Origin of the sequence: Micromonospora sp. ANENR4, assembly GCF_015354395.1 — a bacterium.
Lineage (GTDB): Bacteria > Actinomycetota > Actinomycetes > Mycobacteriales > Micromonosporaceae > Micromonospora > Micromonospora aurantiaca.
This window is the reverse complement of sequence record NZ_JADKYQ010000022.1, coordinates 43,033-65,502: the sequence shown is the minus strand read 5'-3', so window position 1 is coordinate 65,502 and position 22,470 is coordinate 43,033. Positions and strand designations below refer to the sequence as shown.

The window sequence follows — 22,470 nt, the reverse complement described above, 5'->3', positions numbered from 1 at the left end:
ACGTGATCCTGAATGAGGCGGTGCTACGTCGACCGCTGCGCGATCTGTCGGCGATGGGTAGGCAAATCGATGCCCTGGTGGTGGCGAGCCAACAGCACAACATCCGTATCCGGGTGCTCCCACTCAGCGCTGGTCTCTACCGCTGGGCGTCGGCCGGAACTTTCACGATGCTCGACTTCCCGACCGACGTGCGGGAACCGGAGCCGACCACCATCTACATGGACGGTCCATGCGGCGCGGCATACCTTGACAAGGCTCACGAGATCCAGACCTACGAGGACGGATGGCGCTCGCTCGGTGAACGGGCGCTCGATGCTGATGAGTCCCGCAAGCTGATGATGACGATAGCTGAGGAGATGACCGATGGGACGTGATGGAGTGTGGCGCAAGTCGTCCCGATCCGGCGGTGAAGGCGATTGCGTCGAGGTGGCTGGTTTCGCCGATGCGGTCGGAGTGCGGGACACCAAGGATCGGCAGGGGCCGGCGCTGAGCTTCGACTCGACGGCCTGGACCCGGTTCGTCGGCGCGATTCGCACGGGCCGCTTGAACGACCGGGCCTGAACTTGATGGGCGGCGGGTCTGGTGCCATCCAACTCGGCACCAGGCCCGCCGCCCATGCCGTTGGCCCGGCCCCGGCCGAAGCGATCGAAGCAGCGTTGGGCAGGGCGGGGCTGCATGGCCACGGAGTACCTCCACATGCGTGGGGAGGACGAGATCTGGGGTCTGGGGCTGGAGCACGTTGACGGAGCACCCCCACGCGCGTAGGGAGGACACCAGCCCGGACGTCCGCTGCCCGGCGGGCACCGGAGCACCCCCACGTACGGGGGGAGGACAAGGATCTTGACCTTACGCACGTGGGGGTGCTCCGTTCGGCCAGGGCGGCATCCCAGACCGCCGCCAGTCCTCCCCACGCACGTGGGGGTGCTCCGCCGGAGGACTTCCTACCGCCGACGAACGCCGGCCCCTCTCCACGCACGTCAGCGTTTGGTCAGAAAAGTTTGGGCGAGTCCGCTGAGAAGTAGACGCCCTGAAACAGGTCCTTGCGGGCGATTTCCAGGTTGCGTGCAGCGGTGTCCAGCATCCGGGCGAGATCGTCGCACCCGACCGTCATGGACACCGTGCGCTGCGCCCGTTGGGTTCTCCTGATCGCCTGCTCGATGTTGAGCAGCACCTCGGAGACCTCGCGGAGTCCCGCCTCCCGGGCGGCATCCTCGGGGGTCTGGTCAAGATCAGACATCGCGGTCCTTCCGGGGGCCGAGCGGACCCAGCGTACGGCTTCGTGCGGGGGTTTCCCGAGCAGCCAACGGTCACGGCGTGGTGCCTCCCGGTTCCGGGGATGCCGGGGGGCCGATAACGATCATGTAACGGGCGCGAACCTTTTGCCGGGCGTCACTGCTCTTTCTCGGCATCGGCCCGCCGGGGCCAGGAGAGGACGTCGGATGAAGCTGGTGTGGAGGCGGGCGATAGAGGCCCGTGGGCTGCTGCTCGCCGCCGCTGTCGCGGCACTCGTCGCGGTCGCGCTTGTCACCGGGCTCTCCGACTACAACCGCCGGGCGGTCGAGGCGGGCGCGCGGGCGGTGCTCGACGCCGCCCCGGCCGAGGAGCGCAGCCTGCTGATCAGCGGCTCCGGCGGTGCCGACGCCGCCGCGTTCGCCGAGCGGGACCGGGCGGTACGGGAGCAGTTCGCGAACGGGCTCGGTGGCGCTCCGGTCACCGTGGCCGCGACCCGCTCCGGGACCGGGCGGGAGCTGACCGGTGACGTGGGCGCCGCTCGGATCGACGACGACCCGATGTTCGCCAACCTGGCCACGCTCGACGACCTGCCGGCGCACGCCGAGCTGGCCGCCGGGGCGTGGCCGGTGCCCGGCAGCAACCCGTTGCAGGTGACGTTGCCGGAGAAGGTGGCCGCGCAACTGAGCCTGGAGGTCGGGGAGCGGGTGCCGCTGTACGACAGGGGCGCGGAGCGCGCCGGCACCGTGGTGGTCGTGGGCACGTGGCGGCCCCGGGACGCCGCCGAGGCGTACTGGCGTCTCGCCCCGGGGGTGGGGGAGAGCCAGGGCGACGCGGAGATCACCTCGTACGGGCCGTTCGCGCTGGACCCGGCTGACTTCGCGCGTACCTTCCGGGGCTCCACCTCGGCGGCCTGGGTGGTCGACCCCGACCTGGTGGCGGTCGAGCCGGCCCGGCTGCCCGCCGTGACCACGGCGCTGGACGAGATCACCGGGAAGCTGCCCGAAGCCACCGGCCTGGGCTCCTCGACACAGCAGGTCAGCCACCTGGACCGGCTCGTCGACCGGCTCAGCCGGGCCGACCTGGTGGGCCGGTCCGCGCTGCTCACCCCGCTGCTGCTGATCGTGGTGCTCGGCGGGTACGCGCTGGTGCTGGTGGCCGCGCTGCTGAACGAGGACCGGCGGGCGCAGACCGCGCTGCTGCGGGCCCGGGGCGCCGCCCGGGGGCAGATCGCCGGGCTGGCCGTACGCGAGGCGACGCTCGTGGTGGCGCCGGCGCTGCTGCTGGCTCCGGCGCTGACCGGGCAGGCGATCCACTACCTGGGCGCGGACCTGGGGCTGGCCGACGGCGACCTGGCCCGGGTGTGGGTGGTGGCGGTCGGCGCGGCGGTGGGCTGCCTGCTCGCCATGGTGCTGCCGGCGATGCGCCGGGCCGGCACGTACGTCGCCGACATGGCCGCCCGGTCCCGCCCCTCCCGGAGCGCGGCCGTGCAGCGGGCGAGCGTGGACGTGGCGCTGGTGGCGCTCGCAGTGCTCGCCTGGACGCAGCTGCGGCAGTACTCCTCGCCGCTCGCAGGCGCGAACGGCAGCCTCGGCATCGATCCGCTGCTGGCCGCCGCGCCCACCATCGGCGTGCTGGCCGGCGCGGTGATCGCGCTGCGGCTGCTGCCCCCGACCACCCGGCTCGCGGAACGTTTCGTCGACCGGCGGACGTGGAACGCCACCATGTTCGGCATGTGGCAGGCGGGCCGCCGCCCGCACGCCGGCCCGGTGCTGCTGCTCGCGCTCGCCGTCGGCGGCAGCACGCTCGCCTGGTCGCTGGTCGCCTCCTGGGAACGCTCGCAGCGCGACCAGGCGCAGCACACAGTCGGCGCGGACCTGCGGCTGACCGAACGGGACGGCACCGCCCCCGCGGACCGGGCCGCCCAGCTGGCCGCCGTGCCCGGAGTGGACCGGGTGCTGCCCGCCTGGCGCGACGACGTACGGGTGGGCCGTGAGGCCCGGCCGGCGACTGTGGTGGCGCTCGACGCCGCCGCCGCGAAGGGGATGATCCGGCTCGACGACACCGGCGGCGACGCGTCCACGGCGGCGCTGCTGGACCGGCTCGCCGACGGCCGGACCGCGCCGGCCGGCGGCGTCCTGCCCGAGAGGGCGAAGACGCTGTCCGGCACCGTCCGCACCCCGGTCGAGAGCATGTTCGACCGGCCGCAGGTGGCGGTGACCGCGTTGTTCACCACCGACGCCGGGGCCACCTGGCGGGTCCGGCTGGCCGAGGCCGGCGGCGACGGAAAGCCGGTGCGCTTCTCGGCGAAGCTGCCGGACAGCGGCGGTGCCCCGCTGCGCCTGGCCGGCTTCGAGGCGGACGGCGGCGACGCCAGCGGCAACTCGTACCGGCTGCTCCTGGACGAGCTGCGGCTCACCGACGCCGCCGGAGCGGCCCTGCCGGTGCCGGTGGAGGGGTCGTGGCGGGTGATCGACCCGGGCTCCGGGCCACGCGGCACCGCCAAGGCGAGCCCGACCCGGATCGACGGGACGCAGAGCTTCGACGTGCCAGCCGGGCTGTTGCAGTTCGCCCGGGTGCCCTCGTCCCGGTTCGCGCTGGTGCCGCAGGCGCCGGACCGCCCGGTGCCGGTGCTCGTCACCCCGGGTGTGGCCGCCGCGATGAGCGTCAAGACCGGCGACACCGTCAAGCTGTCGGTGGCCGAGGTGACGCTCGAGGTAACTGTGGTCGGCCAGGTCGCCGCGATCCCCGGCACCGGGGGCGACGGGGTGCTGGTGGACCTGCCCACCGCCACCACGCAGCTCCTCGAACGCAGCGGCGGCGTCCGGCCGGTGGCCGAGTGGTGGCTGGGCACCACGCCCGGCGGGCACACCGCCGCCGCTGACGCGCTCGCCCCGACCGGCGGCACGGTGCTGCTGGACCGGCGGGCGGTGGCCGCCGAGGCCGCGGAGGATCCGTACTGGCAGGGCGCGCGCACCGGGCTGCTGGCCGCCGCGCTCGGCTCGGTGCTGCTCGCCCTGGTCGGCCTGGCGGTCGACGTCTGGGCCACCACCCGGCGCCGGCTCACCGAGTTCGCCGTGTTCAACACGCTCGGCGCGAACACCCGCCTGCTGGCTCGCGCGTACCTCGCGGAACAGACGTTCCTGGCCGCGATCGGCGTCGGCGTCGGCATGCTCGTCGGCGCCCTCGTCGCGGCCACCATGGTGCCGCTGGTGATCCTCACCCCGGCCGCCGGCCGGCCGGTGCCCGAGGCGGCCTTCACAGTGCCGTGGGTGCCGATCGGGGCGACGGCCGCCGGGCTGCTGCTCGCCGCGCTCGCCTTCGCCGCCCTCATCACCACCGGCATCCGCCAGCGGGTCGCCGCCGCGCAGCTCCGGATCGGAGGAGAACGATGAGCCTTCCTGGTGCCGCGCGCCGGGTTCGCGCGTACGGGGGACAGTTCCTGCTGCTCGCCGTCCTGACCCTGGTGACCGCCCTGCTGATCACCGGCGTGCCCCGGGTCGCCGACCGGCTGACCGGGCAGGGGCTCACCGAGTACGTGGCCGGACAGCCGGTGGCCCGCCGGGATCTCACCTACAGCACCGGGCCGACCGCGTTCCCGCCGACGACCAGGACCGCCGTGACCGGTCACGCGGCCGAGCTGGCGCGGATCGAGAACACGATGCCCGGCGTGGTCCGGGACACCGTCGGCCAGCGCTGGTACGTCGCCCAGACCGTGCCCGGACGGCTGCGCGGCCCGGCGCTGGCCCCCGAGAAAGGGCTCATCGACCTGCACCTGCGCGCCGGAACCGGCATCAAGGAGGCCACCACCCTGGTCGACGGGCGGTGGCCGGAAAGCGGGATCACCCCGGCCGGCGCGGTCGAGGTGACGCTCGCCGAGACGATCGCCGGCACGCTCGGCGTGAAGACCGGCGACCGGTTCCTGCTCCTGATCCTCGACCAGGACGACAACGTGCTCAAGTCCCTCCCTGTCGCACTGGTCGGCGTGTGGCGGCCGAACGACCCGGCCGACGGCGTCTGGGACACGCTGCCGTCGATGCTGAAGCTCACCCCGCCCGAGGGCGACGGCGACCCGTTCGTGGGCGTCGCCTACACCGCCGACGGTGGCGTCGACGAGGCCGTCGCGACCGGCTGGCCGGTGAGCTTCGGCTGGCGGTACCGGATCGCCCCGGACCGGCTCGAACCGGGCCGCCTCGACGCGCTCATCGCCGGTGTCGACGGGCTGGAGCGCACCCGTCCCGCCGTGGCGACGCTCAGCCAGGGCGTGGACATCCCGCTGCGGCGCTTCGCCGACTCGCTGGCCGCCGCGCGTACCCTGCTCGCCGTCATCGCGGCCGGGCTGCTCGCCACGCTGGCCGGGCTGACGCTGCTGGCCGCCCGGCTGGCCGCGCGCCGCCGCCGCGCCGAGTTCCACCTGATCCGGGCCCGCGGCGGTTCGACCGGCGCGGTGCTGCGCCGCGGCCTGGCCGAGTCGCTGCTGGTGCTGCCGGCCGCGGCCGGGGTCGGCTGGCTGCTCGGCGGGCTGCTGCCCGGCACCGGGGCGTCGTGGCGCTGGGTGGTGCTCGCCGGGCTCCTGGCCACGCTGCTGCCGCCGCTCGCCGCGCTCGCCGTCGGCCGCCGGGCCGGTGGCCGCGCCGACCTGGGCGGCCGGTCGCCCGCCGTCCGGCTCACCGTCGAGGTGGTGGTGCTCGGGCTCGCCGTGCTCGGCGCGTTCCTGCTGCGCCGCCGCGGGCTCACCGCCGGCTCGGTGGACCCGCTGCTGGTCTCCGTGCCGGTGCTGCTGGCGATCGCGGCGGCGCTGCTGGCGCTGCGCGCGTACCCCTGGCCGTTGCGGCTGGTCAGCCGCGTCGCCGCCCGGGCGCGCGGCAGCGTCGCGTTCCTCGGCACCGCCCGCGCGGGCCGGGCCGCGAGCACCGGGCCGCTGGTCGTGGTGGTGCTCGCCGTCGCCACCGCCGCGTTCTGCGGCGTGGTGGCGACCGGCATCGAGACCGGCCGGGACACCGCCGCCGCCCAGGCCGTGCCCGGTGACCTGCTGGTACGCGGGGAGCGCTTCACGCCGGACACCGCGGAGAAGCTGGCCGGACTGCCCGGGGTACGCGCCGTCGCGCCGCTGCTCACCGTGCCGGCCGAACGCCCGTACTCCGACCGCGCCGGACGCCCCGCCCCGATCACCGAGCTGCGCGTGGTGCTCGTGGACGGGGAGCGGTTCGCCGACGTGGCACGGCAGGCCGGCGTACCGGTGGACGTGCCCGACCCGGTGCGGGCCCGCGCCGACGGGAGCACGCCGCTGCCGGCGCTCGTGTCCCCGGCGGTGGCCGAGGAACTGGCCGACGCCGGGCTCGCCGACGCCCGGGGCGAGCGGCCCGCCTGGCTGGACGTGCAGGGCAACCGGCTGCCGGTGCGGACCGCCGCCACGGTCGACGGGTTCGCGCTCGTCGGCGAGGGCGTACGCCGGTTCGTGGTGCTGCCGTGGCCGGCGTTGCCGGCCGACGCGCCGCACCAGCTCGCGCCCACCGGTTTCGTGCTCGCCGGGTCCGGCGTGGACGCGGCCGAGGTGGACCGGGTGGCGCGGGACGGGCAGCGGCGCTACCTGCGCATCGGCGGTGTCGACGCCGGGGACAAGGCCCGCGCGCCGGAGGTGACGACCCGGGCGGCCGTCCGCGCCGACCTGGGCGGCACCGGCGTGAACGGCCTGCTGGTGTTCGGCTTCGTGCTCGGTGCCGGAGGCGGCGCCGCGCTGGGGCTGCTCGGGCTCGCGCTCGCGGTGCTCGCCGGGGCCCGCTCGCGCGGGCAGGTGCTGTCCCGGCTGCGCACGATGGGCCTGTCCCGCCGGCAGTGGCGCGGACTGCTGATGGTGGAGCTGACGCCGCTGGTGCTGGTGTCGGTGCTCACCGGGGCGGTGGTCGGCGCGTTGCTGCCGCTGCTGCTCACACCGGTGCTCGGCCTGCCCGCCTTCACCGGGGGCGTGGAGGTGCGCCCGAGTTTCGAACCCGGCCTGGTGGCCGGGGTGTCGGTCCTGGCCATGCTGGCCCTCGGCTTCGCGATCACCGTGGAAGCCGTGAACAACCGCCGGTTGCGCCTCGGCGAGGTGCTGCGGCTCGGAGAGGAGAGCTGACATGACCGCGACCGCTTCCGGCCACCCGGGCCCGGCGCGTCTCACGCCGCGTGACGAACCGTCGTCTGCCGTACCGGACCTGGCGTCGCTGCAACAGCGGGCCGCCCAGCGGGCCGCCGAACGGGCCGGTGGGCGCGACCGGCTGCGCGGGCACATCGTCTGCGACGGCCTGGTGCGCATCTTCAAGACCGAGGGCGTCGAGGTCGTCGCGCTCCAGGGCCTCGACCTGGTCATCGACCGGGGTGAGCTGGTCGCGATCGTCGGCGCGTCCGGCTCCGGCAAGTCGACGCTGCTGAACATCCTGTCCGGGCTGGACACCCCGACCGCCGGCATCGCCCGGGTCGCCGACTACGACCTGCTGTCGCTGTCGAACAAGCGGCGGCTCGCGTACCGGCGGGACGTGGTCGGGTTCATCTGGCAGCAGACCGGCCGCAACCTGCTGCCGTATCTGACCGCGCTGGAGAACGTGGAACTGCCGATGAAGCTGGCCGGGCGGGCCGGCGGGGGACGCAACCGGCGGGAACGGGCCCGTGAGCTGCTGGACATGGTGGGCGTCGGCTACTGCGCGGACCGCCGGCCGGGCCAGATGAGCGGCGGCGAGCAGCAGCGCTGCGCGGTCGCCGTGGCGGTCGCCAACGACCCGGAGATCCTCTTCGCCGACGAGCCGACAGGTGAGCTGGACGAGGCCACCGGCGCCGAGGTCTTCGCCGCGCTGCGCACCATCAACGCCGAACTGGGGGTCACCATCGTGGTGGTCACCCACGACCACGCCGTGGCCGGCCAGGTCCGCCGTACCGTCGCGATCCGCGACGGCCGCACCGCCTCCGAGGTACGCCGGACCGCGCGCGTCACCGCCGACGGCGGCACCGAGATGGTCAGCGAGGAGTACGCGGTGCTCGACCGCACCGGCCGGATGCAACTGCCGGCGCAGTTCGTGGAGGCGCTGTCCCTGCGCGACCGGGTCCGGCTCAACCTGGAACCCGACCACGTCGAGGTGCGCCCCGGCGACCGGACGCACGCCGAGGAGAGTGAGTGATGACCGACCAGACAGTGGTGCTGCCGGCGGAGCCGGGGACGGCCGTCGACGACGTGGTCCGGGTCGAGGGGGTGAGCCGCACCTTCGGCAAGGGGGAGCACGCCGTGCACGCCGTACGGGACGTCTCGTTCACTGCCGGACGCGGCGAGCTGGTCGCCGTCCGGGGCCGCTCCGGCGCCGGCAAGACCACGCTGCTGAACCTGGTCGGCGGCCTGGACCGGCCGGACGCCGGGCGGATCCGGGTGGCCGGGCACGACGTCACCGCCGCGGGTGAGCGGGAGCTGCTGTCGCTGCGCCGGGGCACCATCGGGTTCGTGTTCCAGACGTTCGGCCTGGTGCCGATCCTGTCCGCGGCGGAGAACGTCGGGGTGCCGCTGCGGCTGGCGAAGGTGCCGGCGGCCGAGCGGGAGCAGCGGGTGGCGGTGCTGCTGGAACTCGTCGGGCTGGGTGGGCACGCGGCGCAGCGCCCGTACGAGCTGTCCGGCGGCCAGCAGCAGCGGGTGGCGGTGGCCCGGGCGCTGGCGAACGAGCCGGACCTGCTGATCGCCGACGAGCCGACCGGTCAGCTCGACTCCGAGACCGGGCGGTCGATCATGGACCTGCTGCGCGCTGTGGTGCACGCCCGGGGCATGACCGCACTGGTCGCCACGCACGACCCGGCGCTGATCGAGCTGGCCGACCGTACGCTCACACTGCGCGACGGCCGGCTGATGTCGGAGGACTGATCCGGGTGCCGGGCCGCGCGCCTTCGGGCGGCGGCCCGGTGCCGGGTTGCGGCGGGTCGCGCCCGGGTCAGAGCGCCAGCTTCATGCCCTCGTGGCTGGCCACGAAGCCCAGGTCACGGTAGAACCGGTGCGCGTCGGCGCGCTGCTTGTCGGTGGTGAGCTGCACCAGCGCGCAGCCGTGCTCCCGGGCCCGGTCGATCGCCCAGCGCATCATCGTCCCGCCGAGCCCTCGGCCGCGCCGGTCGGAGCGCACCCGCACCGACTCGATCAGGCAGCGTTCGGCGCCGTGCCGGCCCAGTCCGGGGATGTACGTGAGCTGGAAACAGCCCACCAGTTCCCCGCCGTCGTCGGCCACGATCAGATGGTTTCGCGGGTCCGCGTCGAGGTCGGCGAAGGCCCGCTCGTACGCCTCGTCCACCTCGGGCAGGTCGCGGGTGCGGCCCAGCACGTCGTCGGCGAGCAGCGCGAGCACGGCGGGCAGGTCGGCGCGAACCGCCTCCCGGAAGATCACCTCGGTCACCGGGCCAGCCTGGCACATCGCCGCGCGCCGGTGCGGCCCGGGCGGCGTCCCGACGCCTCGCCCGGTCGTGCCGTCCGGTTGCGCCGTCCGTGGTCAGCGGTCGTCCAGCCAGCTGCGCAGCGCCCACCACCAGTGCACGGTCTCCGGCACCGTGCACCGCGCCCCCTCCTCGACCGGCGGCCCGCCGGTCAGCTCCCGCAGCCGCCGCAGCCGGTAGCGCACCGTGTTCGGGTGGACGTGCAGCTCGGCGGCCGTCTGGTCCAGCCGCTGGCCGTGGTGCAGCCAGGCGAGCGCGGTGCCCGCCAGCTCCCGGTGGAACTCGTCGGCCGGGTCGAGCGCGCCGAGCAGCGTGCCGCGCAGCAGCTCGGCCAGCAGCGGCTGGGCGGCGAGCGCGGTCTCCCCGGCCAGGTCGGTGACCTGACGCAGCCCGCGCAGCCGCCGGTTCGCCGCCGTGGCGAGGGCCGCCACGCAGAGCGCGTACATGTCCGGGGCCCGCGCCAGTGGCTGCGCGGGCGCCACAAGCGTCAGCAGGTCGGCCGGTACGGCGTCGGGCGGTCGCGGCAGCAGCCCGGCCAGCCGGTCCCCGACCGTGCCGAGCAGGCCGCCCCGCGCGGTGAGCTGCCGGTGCAGCGCGTACGCCCGGACCGGGTCCGGTGGCGCGGCAACCAGGCAGTGATAGCGCCCGTCCGGCCGCAGCCCGAACCGGGTCAGCTCGGCCGGGGACAGGCCCGCGGGGCCGTCGCGCAGCAACCGCCGCAGCAGGTGCGCCCGAGCCGCCGCGCCGGTACCGGCCAGCTCCCGCTCAGCGCCGCGGTGCCCGTCGACCACCGCCCGCTCCACCGCTGCGGCATACCGGCCGATGGTGAGCAGCCCTTCCAGCAGCACCTCGTCCGGGATGCCGGCGGCCCGCCCGTGCCGGACCACCAGCTCCACCGCGCGGTCCCGCCCGGCCTGCACCCCGCGCAGCAGCCCGGCCACCGAGACGCCCTGCGCGGCCCGGTCCGCGCCCAGCCGGCGGGCCTCGGCGAAGTCGCGTCCGGCCGGGTCCTCACGGCGTTCCAGCGCGCCCAGGCCGCTCGTCAGCAGCAGCACGACCTGGCGGCGTACCTCGTCGGCCGGCAGCCGGGCCACCTCGGGGGAGTCCGCGCGGGCCGCCCGCGCCACCTCGTCGACGGCGGCCGGATCGGCGGACAGGTCGCGCAGCAGCGCGCCGAACGTCGGGGCCTGTCCGATCCGGGTCATCGGCGTCCGCCGCCCTCCGGTTGTCGACGCGGCACAACCGGGCCGCGCGGGCGTTGGCGTCGGGTCCCTAGCCCGGGCGGGCGGCCGGTTGCTCTCCTGGTTGTTACCGCAAGGTAACACCGCTCGCGCCACTGAGAAACGTCGATGTCGTACCGGCTGCCAGGAGGCATCCATGACACCCGTGCCACAGCACCCGTCCCGTACCCGCCGCCGTGCCGGCCTGGCCGTGCTGGCCGCGCTCGCCCTGGTCGCGCCGACGCCGCTCGTGACCGCGCCCGCGCCGGCCGCCGCCGCCGCAGCGCTCCAGGAGGTGATGTTCGTCGGCAACAACTGGGACGGCACCGCCGACGTGATCCGGTCCCGCGGCGACTACGCCAGGCTCGGCCGGATCAACGTGATCCCGGACCGCGCCGCGCGGCTGCGCGAGATCTACCTCAACCCGATCAAGCTGGCGTTCTTCCTCGGCATCCGGCAGGGCCCGGGGGAGGGCCACGACCAGCTCATCGACGACATGTACACCACGCCGGACGGCACCGCGCTCGTGGTGTCCCGGCCCAGCTTCGCCGACGTCGTCTCGATCGACCTGGCCACCGGCGCGCTGCGCTGGCGGTTCCCGGTCTCCGGCTACCGCGCCGACCACATGGCCGTCTCGCCGGACGGCACCCGCGTCGCGGTCTCCGCCTCCACCTCCAACACGGTGCACGTGCTGGACATCCGCACCGGTGCGCAACTCGGCTCGTTCGGTGCCGGTGACAAGCCGCACGAGAACATCTACACCGACGGCGGCACCCGGCTGTGGAACATGTCCATCGGCGAGGTGAACACCGACCTGGACGCGCCGTGGCTCGACTGGACCAAGGGCGACCGGCGGATCACCGTCGCCGACACCAGCACGTACCAGGTGGTCAAGGTGATCGACATGCGGGACCGGCTGGACGCCGCCGGCCGCCGGGACCTCTCCGACGCGGTCCGTCCCGCCGTGTTCACCCCCGACGGCAGCCGGCTCTACTTCCAGGTGTCCTTCTTCAACGGCGTCGTCGAGTACGACGTGGCCACCGACCGGGTCACCCGCGTCGCCACGCTGCCGAAGAACCCGGCCACCAGCGAGGACCGCACCACCTGGGTCAACGACTCCCGCCACCACGGCCTGTCGATGAGCCCCGACGGCACCCGGATCTGCGTCGCCGGCACCGTGGACGACTACGCCACGGTGCTGGACCGGGCCACGCTGCGCGAGGGGCCGCTGGTGCCGGCGAGCAAGCCGTACTGGGCCACCGTCAGCGGGGACGGCCGGGACTGCGTGATCTCCGAATCCGGCGCGGACCAGGTCACCGCGATCAACTTCGCGACCGGCCAGAAGGTCGCGAGCGTCCCGGTCGGCGACCACCCCCAGCGGGTGCGCATCGGGCACATCCCGGAGGGCTGGACGCCCCCGGCCGCCGGCTGACCGGGCCGCCGGTCTGCGGCACCCCGGGCGCCGTCGATCGGCGGCGCCCGGCGGGCCTGGGCCGCAGCCGACATCCGGACCCCTTCGCCGGACGGACCGTCACCGGGCGGGGCAGCGCAGCCCCTCCCGGGGGACGGTGAGCGAGATCAGGTACGCGTCGACCGCCGAGGTCACGCACGACGTCTGCGGGTAGGCGGTGTGCCCCTCGCCCTCCCAGGTCAGCACCCGCCCCACACCGAGCATCGACGCGAGCGCCGGCGTCTGCTCGTACGGCGTGGCCGGGTCACCGGTGGTGCCGACGACCAGGATCGGCGGCGCGCCGTTCGCCCGGCCGGTCGGGTACGGATCCCGCTCGCCGGGCCACTCCACGCAGCCCAGCATGCCCACCGCCAGCGCGGGGCCGAACAGCGGGTACTTCTGCCGCCACTGCGACTGCAACGAGCGGACCTGCTCACGGGACGGCTTCTCGGTCTCGTCGGCGCAGTTGACAGCCAGGTTGGCGTCGAACAGGTTGGAGTAGTGCCCGTCCGGCTCGCGGCCCGCGTACGAGTCGGCCAGCTTGAACACGCCGTCCGGGTCACCGCCCTGCAGGTCGTCGATCGACCGGGCCAGCTCCTGCCAGCCCTGCTCGGTGTAGAGCGACGAGATCACCGCGTAGAAGACCCAGCCGGCGGTGGCCTTGCGGCCGTCCTGCGCGCGGACCGGGGAGACCTTCGCCTTGGCGATCGCGTCGGTGACCGCGCCCCGGGCGTCCGGGGCGATCGGGCAGCGGCCGGCGTTCGCCGCGCACCAGTCGGCGAAGTTGTCGAACGCCCGCTCGAAGCCCTTCGCCTGGCTCTCCGACCCGGCGATCAGCTTCTGCTGCGGGTCGACCGCGCCGTCGAGCACCAGGGCGCGCACCCGCTGCGGGTAGAGCTGCGCGTAGGTCGCGCCGAGCAGCGTGCCGTACGAGTAGCCGAGATAGGTCAGCTTGTCGTCACCGACCGCCGCGCGGACCGCGTCCATGTCCCGCGCGGCCTGCTCGGTGCCGTAGAGCGGGAGCTGGTCGCCGTACTTCGCGCCGCACCGCTCGCCGATGCGCCGGTTGAGCCCGACGAAGCCGTCGAACGACGACTGGCTCTCCGGGTCGGGGTCGTAGCCGAAGCTGGCGTCCAGGTCGGCGTCGGAGATGCACTTGACCGGGCTGGACCGGGCCACCCCGCGCGGGTCGAAGCCGACGATGTCGAACCGGTCGGTGATCGCCGTCGGCAGGCCGCCGAACGCCGGGCCGAAGGACAGGTAGACGGCGGTGTCGACGCCGGACGCGCCGGGACCGCCCGGGTTGATCACCAGTGAGCCGATCCGGTCGCGCTGCTTGGTCGAGCGGGCCCGGATCAGCGCGATCTCGAACGTCTCACCGGCGCCCGGCCCGGCGGTCGCGCCGGTGGTGGCCCCGGTGCCCCAGTTGCGTGGCACCGCGATCCGGGCGCAGTCGTAGCGCATGTCCGCCGCGCCCCGGCCGACCAGCTCGTCGGGCACCTCCGGGCAGGCCCGCCACTCCGGTGCGGTACCCGGCGGGGCGGCCTCGCCCTCGCTCTCGGCGCGCGGGGCGAACGCCGGCAGCGTGCAGCCGGCGGTGAGCACCACCGCCGCGACGAACGCGGCCAGGACGGGCCGGAACCGGCGGGTCCGGTCGGGTAAGCGGGTCACGTGGGCGCCCTCCATGATCGTGTCGACCGTCAGGCTACGCCCGGCCGCGGGTGTCACCGACCGTCGCCGCCGGATCGCCGCGCAGCACCTCGTCGACGTCGTAACGGATCGGGCGGTCGAGCTGGCCGTAGTCGCAGGAGCGGGGATCACGGTCGGGACGCCAGCGCAGGAACCGGGCGGTGTGCCGCAGCCGGTCGCCCTCCATCGCGTCGTACGCCACCTCGACCACCAGCGCCGGGCGTAGCGGCTCCCACTCCAGGTTCTTGCCGCCGGTCCACCGGCTCACCCCGCCCGGGATGCGCTGACCCCGCTCGTGGTCGCCGTGCACCCACGGGTGCTCGCCGCCGACGTCGCGGTAGGGCTCCAGCTCGTCGAGCAGCTCCTTGCGGCGGGCCATCGTGAACGAGGAGCTGACGCCGATGTGGTGCAGCACGCCGTCGTCGTAGAGGCCGAGCAGCAGCGAGCCGACCACCGGCCCGGACTTGTGCCAGCGGAAACCGGCCACCACCGCGTCCATCGTGCGGGCGTGCTTGACCTTGGACATGAGCCGCTTGCCCGGCTCGTACGGCAGGTCGGCCGGCTTGACGATCAGCCCGTCGAGCCCGGCGCCCTCGAACACGTCGAACCAGCGGCGGGCCGTCTCCGGGTCGGTGGTCACCTGGGTCACGTGCACCGGCGGGCGCACCCCGGACAACGCCTGCTCCAGCCGCTCCCGCCGCTGCGGATAGGGCTGGTCGATGAGCAGCTCGTCGTCGATCGCCAGCAGGTCGAACGCGACGAAGTCGGCCGGGGTGGTCTCGGCCAGCAGCTTCACCCGGGAGGCGGCCGGATGGATGCGCTGGGCCAGCAGCTCGAAGTCGAGCCGCGGCTGCCCGCCCGGGCCGTCCCGCCGGATCACGATCAGCTCGCCGTCGACCGCGCAGCGGGCCGGGAGCTGCCGGCGGGCCTGCTCGACCACCTCGGGGAAGTAGCGCGTCATCGACTTCCCGCCCCGGCTGGCCAGCTCGACCTCGTCGCCGTCACGGAACACGATGCAGCGGAAGCCGTCCCACTTCGGCTCGTAGGTCAGGCCGGCATCGGTGGGTAACTCGGCCACGCTCTTGGCGAGCATCGGCTCGACCGGAGGGTTGATCGGCAGGTCCACGGCGACCAGTCAACCAGACCCCACCGACAGTGGTGGCGCAGATCACCGCCGGTGGCCGGGCGGCGTGTCCCGTACAGGTCGCGTTCGTCACCGCCGCCCGAATGGTGAAACCGCAGGCCAGAGCTACCGTCGCGGCGTGCCGGAGTGGAGTTGCGGATGCTGTGGGCGCTGGCGGGTCAGCGTCGAGTTGATCCGCGGCCGCTACCGCTACCGGCTGGCGCACCGCTATCCGCCCGAGCACGGCGGCGGCGTGAACGTCCTCGGCGAGGTCGGCTCGGTCACCGAGCTGGAGCGCCTGCTGAAGCGCTACGCCCCGGTCACCCTGGCCGACCTCCACGAAGCCGCCTGACCCTCCGGCCGGCCGGCGAACCGCCGATCTTGGAGTTGTGGCACCTCGCAAATCCCGCCGAACGGACATCCTGGGCGCCACAACTCCAAGATCGACGCGAGCGGGCGAGCGGGGCGAGGGGCGGCGGGTGGGGCGGCGCGGGAGCGGAGCGCGGGCATAGCCTGGGGGGACCGTCCACGGGGGAGGAACGCCGATGCGGTTCACCGAGTCCGTCGAGATCGCCGCCGACGTCGAGCGGGTCTGGGCGGTGCAGAGCGACGTCGAACGTTGGCCCGAGTGGACGCCGTCGGTCACCGCCGCCCGTCGGCTGGAGCCCGGTCCGCTGCTCCTCGGCTCGACGGCCCGGCTGGAGCAGCCCCGGCTGCGCCCGGCCGTGTGGCGGGTCGTGGAGATCTATCCGCCGTACTCGTTCGCCTGGGAGTCGGCGAGCCCCGGCGTGCGCACCCGGGGTGAGCACCGGCTGATCCCGCTGGAGGACGGGCGCACCCGGGCCGAGCTGATCCTGGCGCAGACCGGTCCGCTGGCCTGGCTGATCGGACTGCTCGGCGGCTCCACCATGCGCCGCTACCTGCGGCAGGAGGCGGACGGGCTCAGGCGCCGCTGTGAGCGGGACTGACCGTCTTCTCCAGCACGGCGAGGCGGTTGCCGTTCTCGTCCGGGCGGTGCGCCACCACCCGGTAGCCGCGGCCCGCGTACAGGGACAGGTTCGCCGCGCTGTCCGCGCCGGTGAACAGCGCGAACCGGGTCACTCGGCCGGCGCACGCCTGTTCGACGGCGTCCAGCAGCCGCCCGCCGACGCCCTGGCCCTGCTGGTCGGGGGCGACCGAGAGGCGGCCCACGTGGGCGGTCTCGCCGTCGAGGCGGGCGCGTACCGAGCCGACCAGGCGGGTGCCGCGCCGGGCGGCGAGCACCACGTCCGGCCCGGCAAGCGCCGCCCGTACCTCGTCCAGCGTCTCGGTCAGCGGCGGCAGGAACACGTCGCGGTAGCGCTGCGCCTCCACCAGGTACGCGGCACGCTGCACGGTGAGGATCTCCCCGGCGTCGGCGAGGCCGGCGGCGGCGATGGTCACGTCGGTCACCGGCTCAGCACACCACAGCGCTCCCGGGCAGCCGTACGCTGGCGGGGGTGTTCCCATGAGCGTGGAGGTGACAGGCGTGCCGGAGCTGACGTACCCGGAGGTGGGCGCGACCCGCGACGGCGCCCTGCCGGCCGGTTACCACCACCTGCGCCACCGCGTCCGGCTGCCGGACGGCGGTTTCCCGCTGGCGGCGGACGCGGTGCTGGGCTGGCGGCTGCACCGCGCCGCGGGCGTGGTGATGCGCGCGGACGCGCCGCGCGCCGCCCCCGGGGTACGTGTCACGCCGGGGGTCGGTGTCGGCCCGGTGCGGCTGTGGGGCCCGACCGAGGTGGTGTGGACGGTGGACGAGCCGGACCGGGCCGGGTTCGGCTACGGCACGCTGCCCGGGCACCCGGAGGTCGGTGAGGAGGCGTTCCTGGTGACCCGGGGCGCCGACGGAGTCTGGTTCGAGGTGACCGCGTTCAGCCGCCCGGCGCAGTGGTACGTGCGGGCCGGCGGGCCGGTCGTGACGGGTTTCCAGCGGGCGTACGCCTGGTGGCTGGGGCGGACGCTGCGGCGGCTGTGCCGGCGGCGCTGAGCGGTCAGTAGCGGGCGAAGGAGCGGATCGGGGCGCGCGGGCCGTACTTCGGCGCCTGCACGCCCGCCGCCTCCAGCAGCACGCACACCCGGCCGCGGTGCCCCCGGAACGGCTCCAGCAGCGCCAGCATCCGGGCGTCGTCGCCGCGCGGCTCCCCGGCCAGCGCCCAGGCGACGGTGTTCGGCACGTGGTAGTCGCCGACGCTCACCGCGTCCGGGTCCCCGTACGCGATGCGCACCACCTCGGCGGCGGTCCACGGCCCGATGCCGGGGAGCGCGGTGAGCCGCCGGGTGGCCTCGGCGGAGTCGGCGCAGCGTTCCAGCCGGTCCGCGACGGCCGCCGCGCGGCGCAGCGTGTCGGCGCGCCGCTGCTCGACTCCGAACGGGTGGAACACCCAGTACGGCGTGGCCGTCACGGCGGCGGGCTCCGGCGGCAGCAGCAGGGGTTGCAGCGGGCCGGGGGCGGGCTCGCGGAAGTGCCGCACGGTGGCGGCGTACGCCCGGTACGCCTCCTTGCCGGTGACCTTCTGCTCGAAGACGGCCCGCAGCAACCGGGGGAAGATCTGGCCGGTGGCCGGCATCCGCAGCCCGTGGTGCGTGTGCGCGAGGCGGGCCACCAGCGGATGCGTGGCGGCGAGCGCGGCGAACCCGGTCAGGTCGTCGCACAGTCCGGCGATCCGGTCGGCCCGCTCGACCACCCAGCCGGCGCCCGGGCCGTACCCCTCGGCGGTCAGCTCCCCCGCTTCCGGGCGCAGCGCCAGCGTGGCCGGGCCGTCCGGGGTGCGGGTGGCCCACCAGAATGTGCCGGCGGCGATCCGCGCGCACGGGTCGTACGGGCTGAACGTGAGCGCCCGCACCGACGGGGCCAGGCGGTAGCCGGCCGGCGGGCGCAGCGTACGGCGGGCGTCGGGCGAGGTCACCAGGCCACTCTGCCACGCGGCCGGGCCGTGACGCCGGGCACGCCCGGCCGGGAGGCGGGCCGATGCCGGTGCGGCCCGCCTCCCGGGGTTCACGACGGTGACCGGCCGTGCCCTCCCCGGCGGCGACCGGTCACCGTGTCCTGGTGCGTCAGTACGAGTAGTCCGAGCCGCCACCGGAGGAGCTGCCGGCCGCGGGCGGCGCGACCGCCTTGGGCGTGCCGGTCGGCAGGCAGGTCAGGTTCTTCTTGCCGTTCGGGTCGACCACGAACCAGGTGCCGCCGACGCCCTGGCCCTTCCACTGGCCGGGCTTCTTGTCGCCGATGTAGCGGTAGACCGGCCAGCCGCCGATGGTGAGCTGCCGCGTGCCGTCCTGGCGGGTGATGGTGCCGACCTTGTCGTCGGAGACGCCCTGCAGCTTCGGGTTGCCGTCGGTGAGCGACGGCGGCCAGACCTCGGCGCACTTGTCCACGCAGTTGGACTGCGGCGGGTCGTCGGAGTCCTTGTCGAACCGGTACAGCACCCAGCCGTCCTGGTCGGTGACGACGCGGCCCATCCGGGGCAGCTTCTTGCCGACCAGCTCGTCCGTGATCTTCACGTTGGCCGGGGGCGCCTTGTCCGCTACCGGCTCCTCCTCGGGAGCCGCCGACGCCTCCGGTTCGGCCGCCGCGGTGGGTTCGGCCGCGGCGACGGCGACCGGCTCGGCCGCGCCCGAGTTCGCCCCGTTGTAGCCTGCTGGGGCGCAGGCCGTAAGTGCGACCATCGCGCTCGCGACGATGACGGTCGTCCGCTTGTGGTGTGCCACGTGCCCTCCTCGTTCTTGGCAGTTCGCCGAGTAGTACGGGTGCGGCACTGTCAAGGTTGAACCGGCAACGGTGGCACATTTCACAGTGGACCGATTGAACCGATGGGCGTCCCGCTGCGTGCGTCAGCACGAGGGGGTCCGTCGGCCGGGCACGACACGACGGCGCCGGGTGGCTCAGCCACCCGGCGCCGCTTCGCGTTCGATCAGATGTCGTCCACCGTCACCAGCGTGCTGGCCACCCCGTTCGCGTCGACCGACTGCACCTGGAGCTTGTCGATGTCTCGCACCGAGGTCCACGTGGACGCGCTCAGCTGTAGCGGAAGCTGGTTCTGGTTCGTTCCGTAGCCGCCGACCGGCACCGACCAGCTGGAGATCACCTCGCTGGTGGCGTCCTTGCGGACCACCACCAGCCGGCACGTGCGCGGCCCCGGCAGACGGCTGAGCTGCACCGCGATCTGCGTGCCGTACTCCTTGCGGGCCAGCCACATCGTGGTCTGCACGCCCGTCCCCGGGTCGGTCGCGTTGTGCTGGTCGCCCTCGATCGGCTCCCCGCCGACGCCCGGGTCGTTCGGGTTGCCCGGCTCGCCGCTCGGCGCGACGCTCGGCGCGGCCTGCGTCGGCACCGCCTGCGGCGGCGCGGGATCGTCGCCGAGCATCCCGGCGGCGACCCCGCTCAGGCCGCCGAACACCACCACTGCGGCCGCTGTCGCCAGCAACTGCCGCACCCGGGTACGACGCCGGTCCCGCCGTACCGCCACCAGCGTCCGGTCCAGCAGCGCCGGATCGGTATGCGTCTGCTCCAGCGCGGCCATCGCCTCGCCGTCGATGCCGGAGAGCAGCCCCACCACCGGGACCATCGTCTCCAGTTCCGCAGCGCAGGCCCAGCAGGTGGCCAGATGCTCCTCGAACCGCTCCGCGTCCTGCGCGTCCAGCACGCCGAGCGCGTACGCGGCGACGTCCATGTGATCGGCCCGGCTCATTCGGTCACCCCCCTCTCCTGCAGAGCCGTGCGCAGCGCGCGCAGCGCGTAGTAGACCCGCGACTTGGCGGTACCGAGCGGGAGCCCCAGCTCCTCGGCCGCCTCCGGCACGGTGCGCCCCCGGAAGTACGTCGCCACCAGGATCTCCCGGTGCGACTGGCTCAGCGTACGCAGCGCGTCCGCGACGGTCATCGTGCGCAGCACCCGGTCGGTGCTGTCCGACTCGGCGAACATGGTCAGATCCCGGTCGTACGTCTCGGGCGGGCGGGCCTGCTCGCTGCGGTGCTCGTCGATGGCGATCCGCCGGGCCACGGTGACCAGCCAGGGACGCAGCGAGCCCTGGCCCTGCACGCCGAGCCGGTGCGCGTTACGCCACGCCCGCAGCAGCGTCTCCTGCACGATGTCCTCGGCACGCTGCCGGTCCCCGCCGGTCAGGCGCATCACGAACATCAGCAACGGGCCGGCGTGCTCGGCGTACAGCAGGCGGATCAGCTGGTCGGAGTGGCTGGCCTCGGCGGAGGTCGCCTGGTGGCGTCCGGGAGCGGGTCGCGGCGGCACCGGGTCATTCTGGCGATCGGCGGACCGGGCGTCGACCCCCCGGCCCGAACGCGAGGCGCGCGAGTGTGGTTGTGCCCGGGCGAACATCCACTCGGGCCGCGCCACTTCGCCGTGCCAGCCGGCCGCCACCGCATGCATGCAGACCTCCGCTGTCCAATGACATCAGCCGGCCCCCCACGGGCATGGCCGCCCGGTGATACGCAGCGATCAGCCGATCGGATCAACGTTTGACGGAAAATATTCCCGGCGGCGGGGGAGTGGAGTCGACGGCGTCCGCGTCGTGCACCACCGCCGCGCCGCCGGTGAACCGGTCCAGCTCGGCACCGGCGAGCACCCGGCCGGGGAACCAGTCGCCCGCCGCCCGCCGGGTCAGCTCCGGCACCGGCGGCTCCACCCGGGACGCCACCAGCACCAGGTTGCCGTAGCGCCGGCCGCGCAGCACCGCCGCGTCACCCACCAGGCAGGCCCGGGGCAGCACGGTCCGCACCGTCGCGACCTGGGCGCGGGCGTGCCGCAGCGGCGGGCCGTCGGCCACGTTCGCCAGGTAGCTGCCGCCGGGCGCGAGCACCCGGGCCACCTCGGCGGCGTACTCCACCGAGGTCAGGTGCGCGGGGGTACGGGCGCCGGCGAACACGTCGGCCACGATCACGTCGTACGCGCCGTCCCGGCTCGACGTCAGCGTGGCCCGCGCGTCGGCCACCCGGACCTTCAGGCGCGGATCCGACGGCCAGGGCAGCTCACGGCGGACCAGCTCCACCAGCGCGCCGTCCACCTCGGACACCCGCTGCGTCGAACCGGGCCGGGTGACCTGCACGTAGCGGGGCAGTGTGAGCGCGCCGCCACCCAGGTGCAGCACCCGCAGCGGCGTCCCGGCCGGCGCCACCAGGTCCAGCGCGGCGGCGAGCCGCCGGACGTACTCGAACTCCAGGTGCGACGGGTCGGTCAGGTCCACATGCGACTGCGGCGCGCCGTCCAGCAGCAGCGTCCAGGAGCCCGCACGGTCGGCGTCCGGCACCAGCTCGGCCCGGCCCGTGTCGACGTCGGCCACCACCCGGTCGGAGTCGCGTCGCCGGCCCATCAGCGCCGCATCCCGCGCGCCGCGGCGGTGAGCACCCGGTGCAGCAGCCGCGCATCGCCGAGCATCCCGCGCAGCCGCCGTTCCAGCCCGGCGATCGGCACCAGGTTCTGCGGGGCGCGCGGATCCTTGTACGGGGTGGAGGCGAACCGGGGCAGCGTCACCAGCGACAGGTCGGCAAGCGCGATCGCCTCCGGCACGGTCAGGTCGGCCGAGCACTCCACCCGCACGATGCCCGCCCACGGTGCGCCCGCGCGTACCGGCAGCCGCAGATACCACGACCAGCCGCCCCACGCCGTGCCCAGCCGGAACACCGGGCAGCGCTCGCCCGGCGCCAGCCCGGTCACCACGGCGGTGAGCCGCCCGTCGAGGTACTGGCTGTGCTGCGTCTTGATGTACCCGAGCGTGCGCGGCAGGTTGCGCCGGCTGCGCAGCGGCCCGTCCACCACCAGCAGGTCGCCGTCGGTGCGTACCGCGTCGGAGACGGCCACCTCCAGCGCGGTCAGCGGTGCCTGCACCGCCGCGGGCAGCTTGCTCAGCTCACCGGTGCCGCTGACCCGGTGCACCGGGTAACGGACCGTCCCGGCGACCACGTCCTGCGCCGACGGGCTCGCCGTGAACAGGCCACGCCCCACCCGGGCACCGGCCATCTCGGCGGCGCCCCGGTCCAGGTCGCAGCGCACCACACCGGCCGCGTACGAGGCGGCGATGCCGGGGAACGAGCCGCCGTCCTCCTCGGCCGTCCAGACGCTGGCGTCGATCCGGCGCACCCCGTCGACCAGCAGCACCACATCCGGCGACCGCACGTTCGCGCGGGGGCCGATCGCCCGCCAGTCGGTGGCCGGCAGTTCGACGTCGGCGTCGACCTGGGCGCTGCTCGGCGCGGCCGGCCCGGACCCGCCGGCCGCCTCGAACGACGCGCCGTACGCCGGATCCCAGGCGTCGACGAAGAACGCCGGCGACGGCCCGGTCACGCGGCGCTCC

The 22,470-nt window shown here is 74.8% G+C and carries 22 protein-coding genes; 10 read left to right on the top strand and 12 right to left on the bottom strand.

The features are described 5' to 3' along the window. Positions 1-374, top strand: a 374-nt coding sequence (locus tag IRY44_RS28700) for a Scr1 family TA system antitoxin-like transcriptional regulator (protein WP_228533006.1), incomplete at its 5' end; no start/stop codon positions are given. A gap of 4 nt (positions 375-378) precedes the next feature. Continuing rightward, positions 379-561: a DUF397 domain-containing protein gene (locus IRY44_RS28695; protein ID WP_194803286.1), complete on the top strand. Its 183-nt coding sequence runs from the start codon at positions 379-381 to the stop codon at positions 559-561. Positions 562-988: 427 nt separating this feature from the next. On the opposite strand, the gene IRY44_RS28690 is transcribed toward IRY44_RS28695, so the two are convergent. Then, positions 989-1,237 (bottom strand): hypothetical protein, encoded by a 249-nt coding sequence (locus IRY44_RS28690; protein ID WP_194803284.1) that lies wholly within the window; start codon positions 1,235-1,237, stop codon positions 989-991. Positions 1,238-1,439: 202 nt separating this feature from the next. On the opposite strand from IRY44_RS28690, the gene IRY44_RS28685 reads away from it, so the two are divergent. Genes IRY44_RS28685 through IRY44_RS28670 form a run of 4 tightly spaced genes read left to right on the top strand, consistent with a single transcriptional unit; the run spans position 1,440 to position 9,106 of the window. Further along, the gene (locus IRY44_RS28685; RefSeq protein WP_194803283.1) at positions 1,440-4,625 is read left to right on the top strand and encodes an FtsX-like permease family protein; all 3,186 of its coding nucleotides are present in this window, start codon (positions 1,440-1,442) and stop codon (positions 4,623-4,625) included. Further along, positions 4,622-7,345, top strand: coding sequence for an FtsX-like permease family protein (locus tag IRY44_RS28680; protein ID WP_194803282.1), 2,724 nt, complete (start codon positions 4,622-4,624; stop codon positions 7,343-7,345). Before IRY44_RS28685 ends, IRY44_RS28680 begins: the two co-directional genes overlap by 4 nt. A 1-nt stretch (position 7,346) precedes the next feature. Continuing rightward, the gene (locus IRY44_RS28675) at positions 7,347-8,381 is read left to right on the top strand and encodes an ABC transporter ATP-binding protein (RefSeq protein WP_194803281.1); all 1,035 of its coding nucleotides are present in this window, start codon (positions 7,347-7,349) and stop codon (positions 8,379-8,381) included. Then, the gene (locus IRY44_RS28670; protein WP_194803280.1) at positions 8,381-9,106 is read left to right on the top strand and encodes an ABC transporter ATP-binding protein; all 726 of its coding nucleotides are present in this window, start codon (positions 8,381-8,383) and stop codon (positions 9,104-9,106) included. The genes IRY44_RS28675 and IRY44_RS28670 overlap by 1 nt, the downstream gene beginning before the upstream one ends. A 67-nt stretch (positions 9,107-9,173) precedes the next feature. On the opposite strand, the gene IRY44_RS28665 is transcribed toward IRY44_RS28670, so the two are convergent. Together IRY44_RS28665 and IRY44_RS28660 are read right to left on the bottom strand one after the other, a co-directional pair. Continuing rightward, positions 9,174-9,626, bottom strand: a complete 453-nt coding sequence (locus tag IRY44_RS28665; protein WP_194803279.1) for a GNAT family N-acetyltransferase — start codon at positions 9,624-9,626, stop codon at positions 9,174-9,176. Positions 9,627-9,719: 93 nt separating this feature from the next. Then, positions 9,720-10,868, bottom strand: coding sequence for a helix-turn-helix domain-containing protein (locus IRY44_RS28660; RefSeq protein WP_194803278.1), 1,149 nt, complete (start codon positions 10,866-10,868; stop codon positions 9,720-9,722). Between the two features lie 172 nt (positions 10,869-11,040). Here IRY44_RS28660 and IRY44_RS28655 point away from each other — a divergent pair, with 172 nt between their 5' ends. Next, entirely contained in the window at positions 11,041-12,315 is a 1,275-nt protein-coding gene (locus tag IRY44_RS28655) for a YncE family protein (protein WP_194803277.1), read from the top strand. Positions 12,316-12,414: 99 nt separating this feature from the next. Here the strand turns inward: IRY44_RS28655 and IRY44_RS28650 are convergent, their stop codons facing one another. After that, positions 12,415-14,019 (bottom strand): alpha/beta hydrolase, encoded by a 1,605-nt coding sequence (locus IRY44_RS28650; protein WP_194803276.1) that lies wholly within the window; start codon positions 14,017-14,019, stop codon positions 12,415-12,417. Positions 14,020-14,038: 19 nt separating this feature from the next. Beyond that, complete coding sequence (locus tag IRY44_RS28645; RefSeq protein WP_194803275.1) at positions 14,039-15,148, bottom strand: ATP-dependent DNA ligase; 1,110 nt, start codon at positions 15,146-15,148, stop codon at positions 14,039-14,041. Between the two features lie 136 nt (positions 15,149-15,284). Here IRY44_RS28645 and IRY44_RS28640 point away from each other — a divergent pair, with 136 nt between their 5' ends. Next, positions 15,285-15,497, top strand: coding sequence for a hypothetical protein (locus IRY44_RS28640; protein WP_194803274.1), 213 nt, complete (start codon positions 15,285-15,287; stop codon positions 15,495-15,497). Positions 15,498-15,690: 193 nt separating this feature from the next. Next, positions 15,691-16,113 carry an SRPBCC family protein gene (locus IRY44_RS28635; protein ID WP_194803273.1) on the top strand — a complete coding sequence of 141 codons (423 nt, stop codon included), beginning with the start codon at positions 15,691-15,693 and terminating at the stop codon, positions 16,111-16,113. Here IRY44_RS28635 and IRY44_RS28630 read toward each other — a convergent pair. Then, complete coding sequence (locus IRY44_RS28630) at positions 16,088-16,633, bottom strand: GNAT family N-acetyltransferase (RefSeq protein ID WP_228533003.1); 546 nt, start codon at positions 16,631-16,633, stop codon at positions 16,088-16,090. The genes IRY44_RS28635 and IRY44_RS28630 overlap by 26 nt on opposite strands. Here IRY44_RS28630 and IRY44_RS28625 point away from each other — a divergent pair. Next, complete coding sequence (locus IRY44_RS28625; protein ID WP_194803271.1) at positions 16,632-17,153, top strand: DUF1990 family protein; 522 nt, start codon at positions 16,632-16,634, stop codon at positions 17,151-17,153. The two genes, IRY44_RS28630 and IRY44_RS28625, sit on opposite strands and share 2 nt — an antisense overlap. A gap of 4 nt (positions 17,154-17,157) precedes the next feature. On the opposite strand, the gene IRY44_RS28620 is transcribed toward IRY44_RS28625, so the two are convergent. The 6 genes from IRY44_RS28620 to IRY44_RS28595 form a co-directional block, all read right to left on the bottom strand. Beyond that, positions 17,158-18,072, bottom strand: coding sequence for a DNA-3-methyladenine glycosylase (locus IRY44_RS28620; protein WP_194803270.1), 915 nt, complete (start codon positions 18,070-18,072; stop codon positions 17,158-17,160). Between the two features lie 148 nt (positions 18,073-18,220). Next, positions 18,221-18,874 carry a lipoprotein gene (locus IRY44_RS28615; RefSeq protein WP_047893130.1) on the bottom strand — a complete coding sequence of 218 codons (654 nt, stop codon included), beginning with the start codon at positions 18,872-18,874 and terminating at the stop codon, positions 18,221-18,223. Positions 18,875-19,077: 203 nt separating this feature from the next. Continuing rightward, positions 19,078-19,854, bottom strand: a complete 777-nt coding sequence (locus IRY44_RS28610; protein ID WP_194803269.1) for an anti-sigma factor — start codon at positions 19,852-19,854, stop codon at positions 19,078-19,080. Continuing rightward, the gene (locus IRY44_RS28605; RefSeq protein WP_047893132.1) at positions 19,851-20,549 is read right to left on the bottom strand and encodes a sigma-70 family RNA polymerase sigma factor; all 699 of its coding nucleotides are present in this window, start codon (positions 20,547-20,549) and stop codon (positions 19,851-19,853) included. Before IRY44_RS28605 ends, IRY44_RS28610 begins: the two co-directional genes overlap by 4 nt. Before the next feature lie 82 nt (positions 20,550-20,631). Then, entirely contained in the window at positions 20,632-21,489 is an 858-nt protein-coding gene (locus IRY44_RS28600; RefSeq protein ID WP_194803268.1) for a spermidine synthase, read from the bottom strand. Then, positions 21,489-22,460, bottom strand: coding sequence for a hypothetical protein (locus IRY44_RS28595; protein ID WP_194803267.1), 972 nt, complete (start codon positions 22,458-22,460; stop codon positions 21,489-21,491). The genes IRY44_RS28600 and IRY44_RS28595 overlap by 1 nt, the downstream gene beginning before the upstream one ends. Positions 22,461-22,470: the final 10 nt, after the last annotated feature.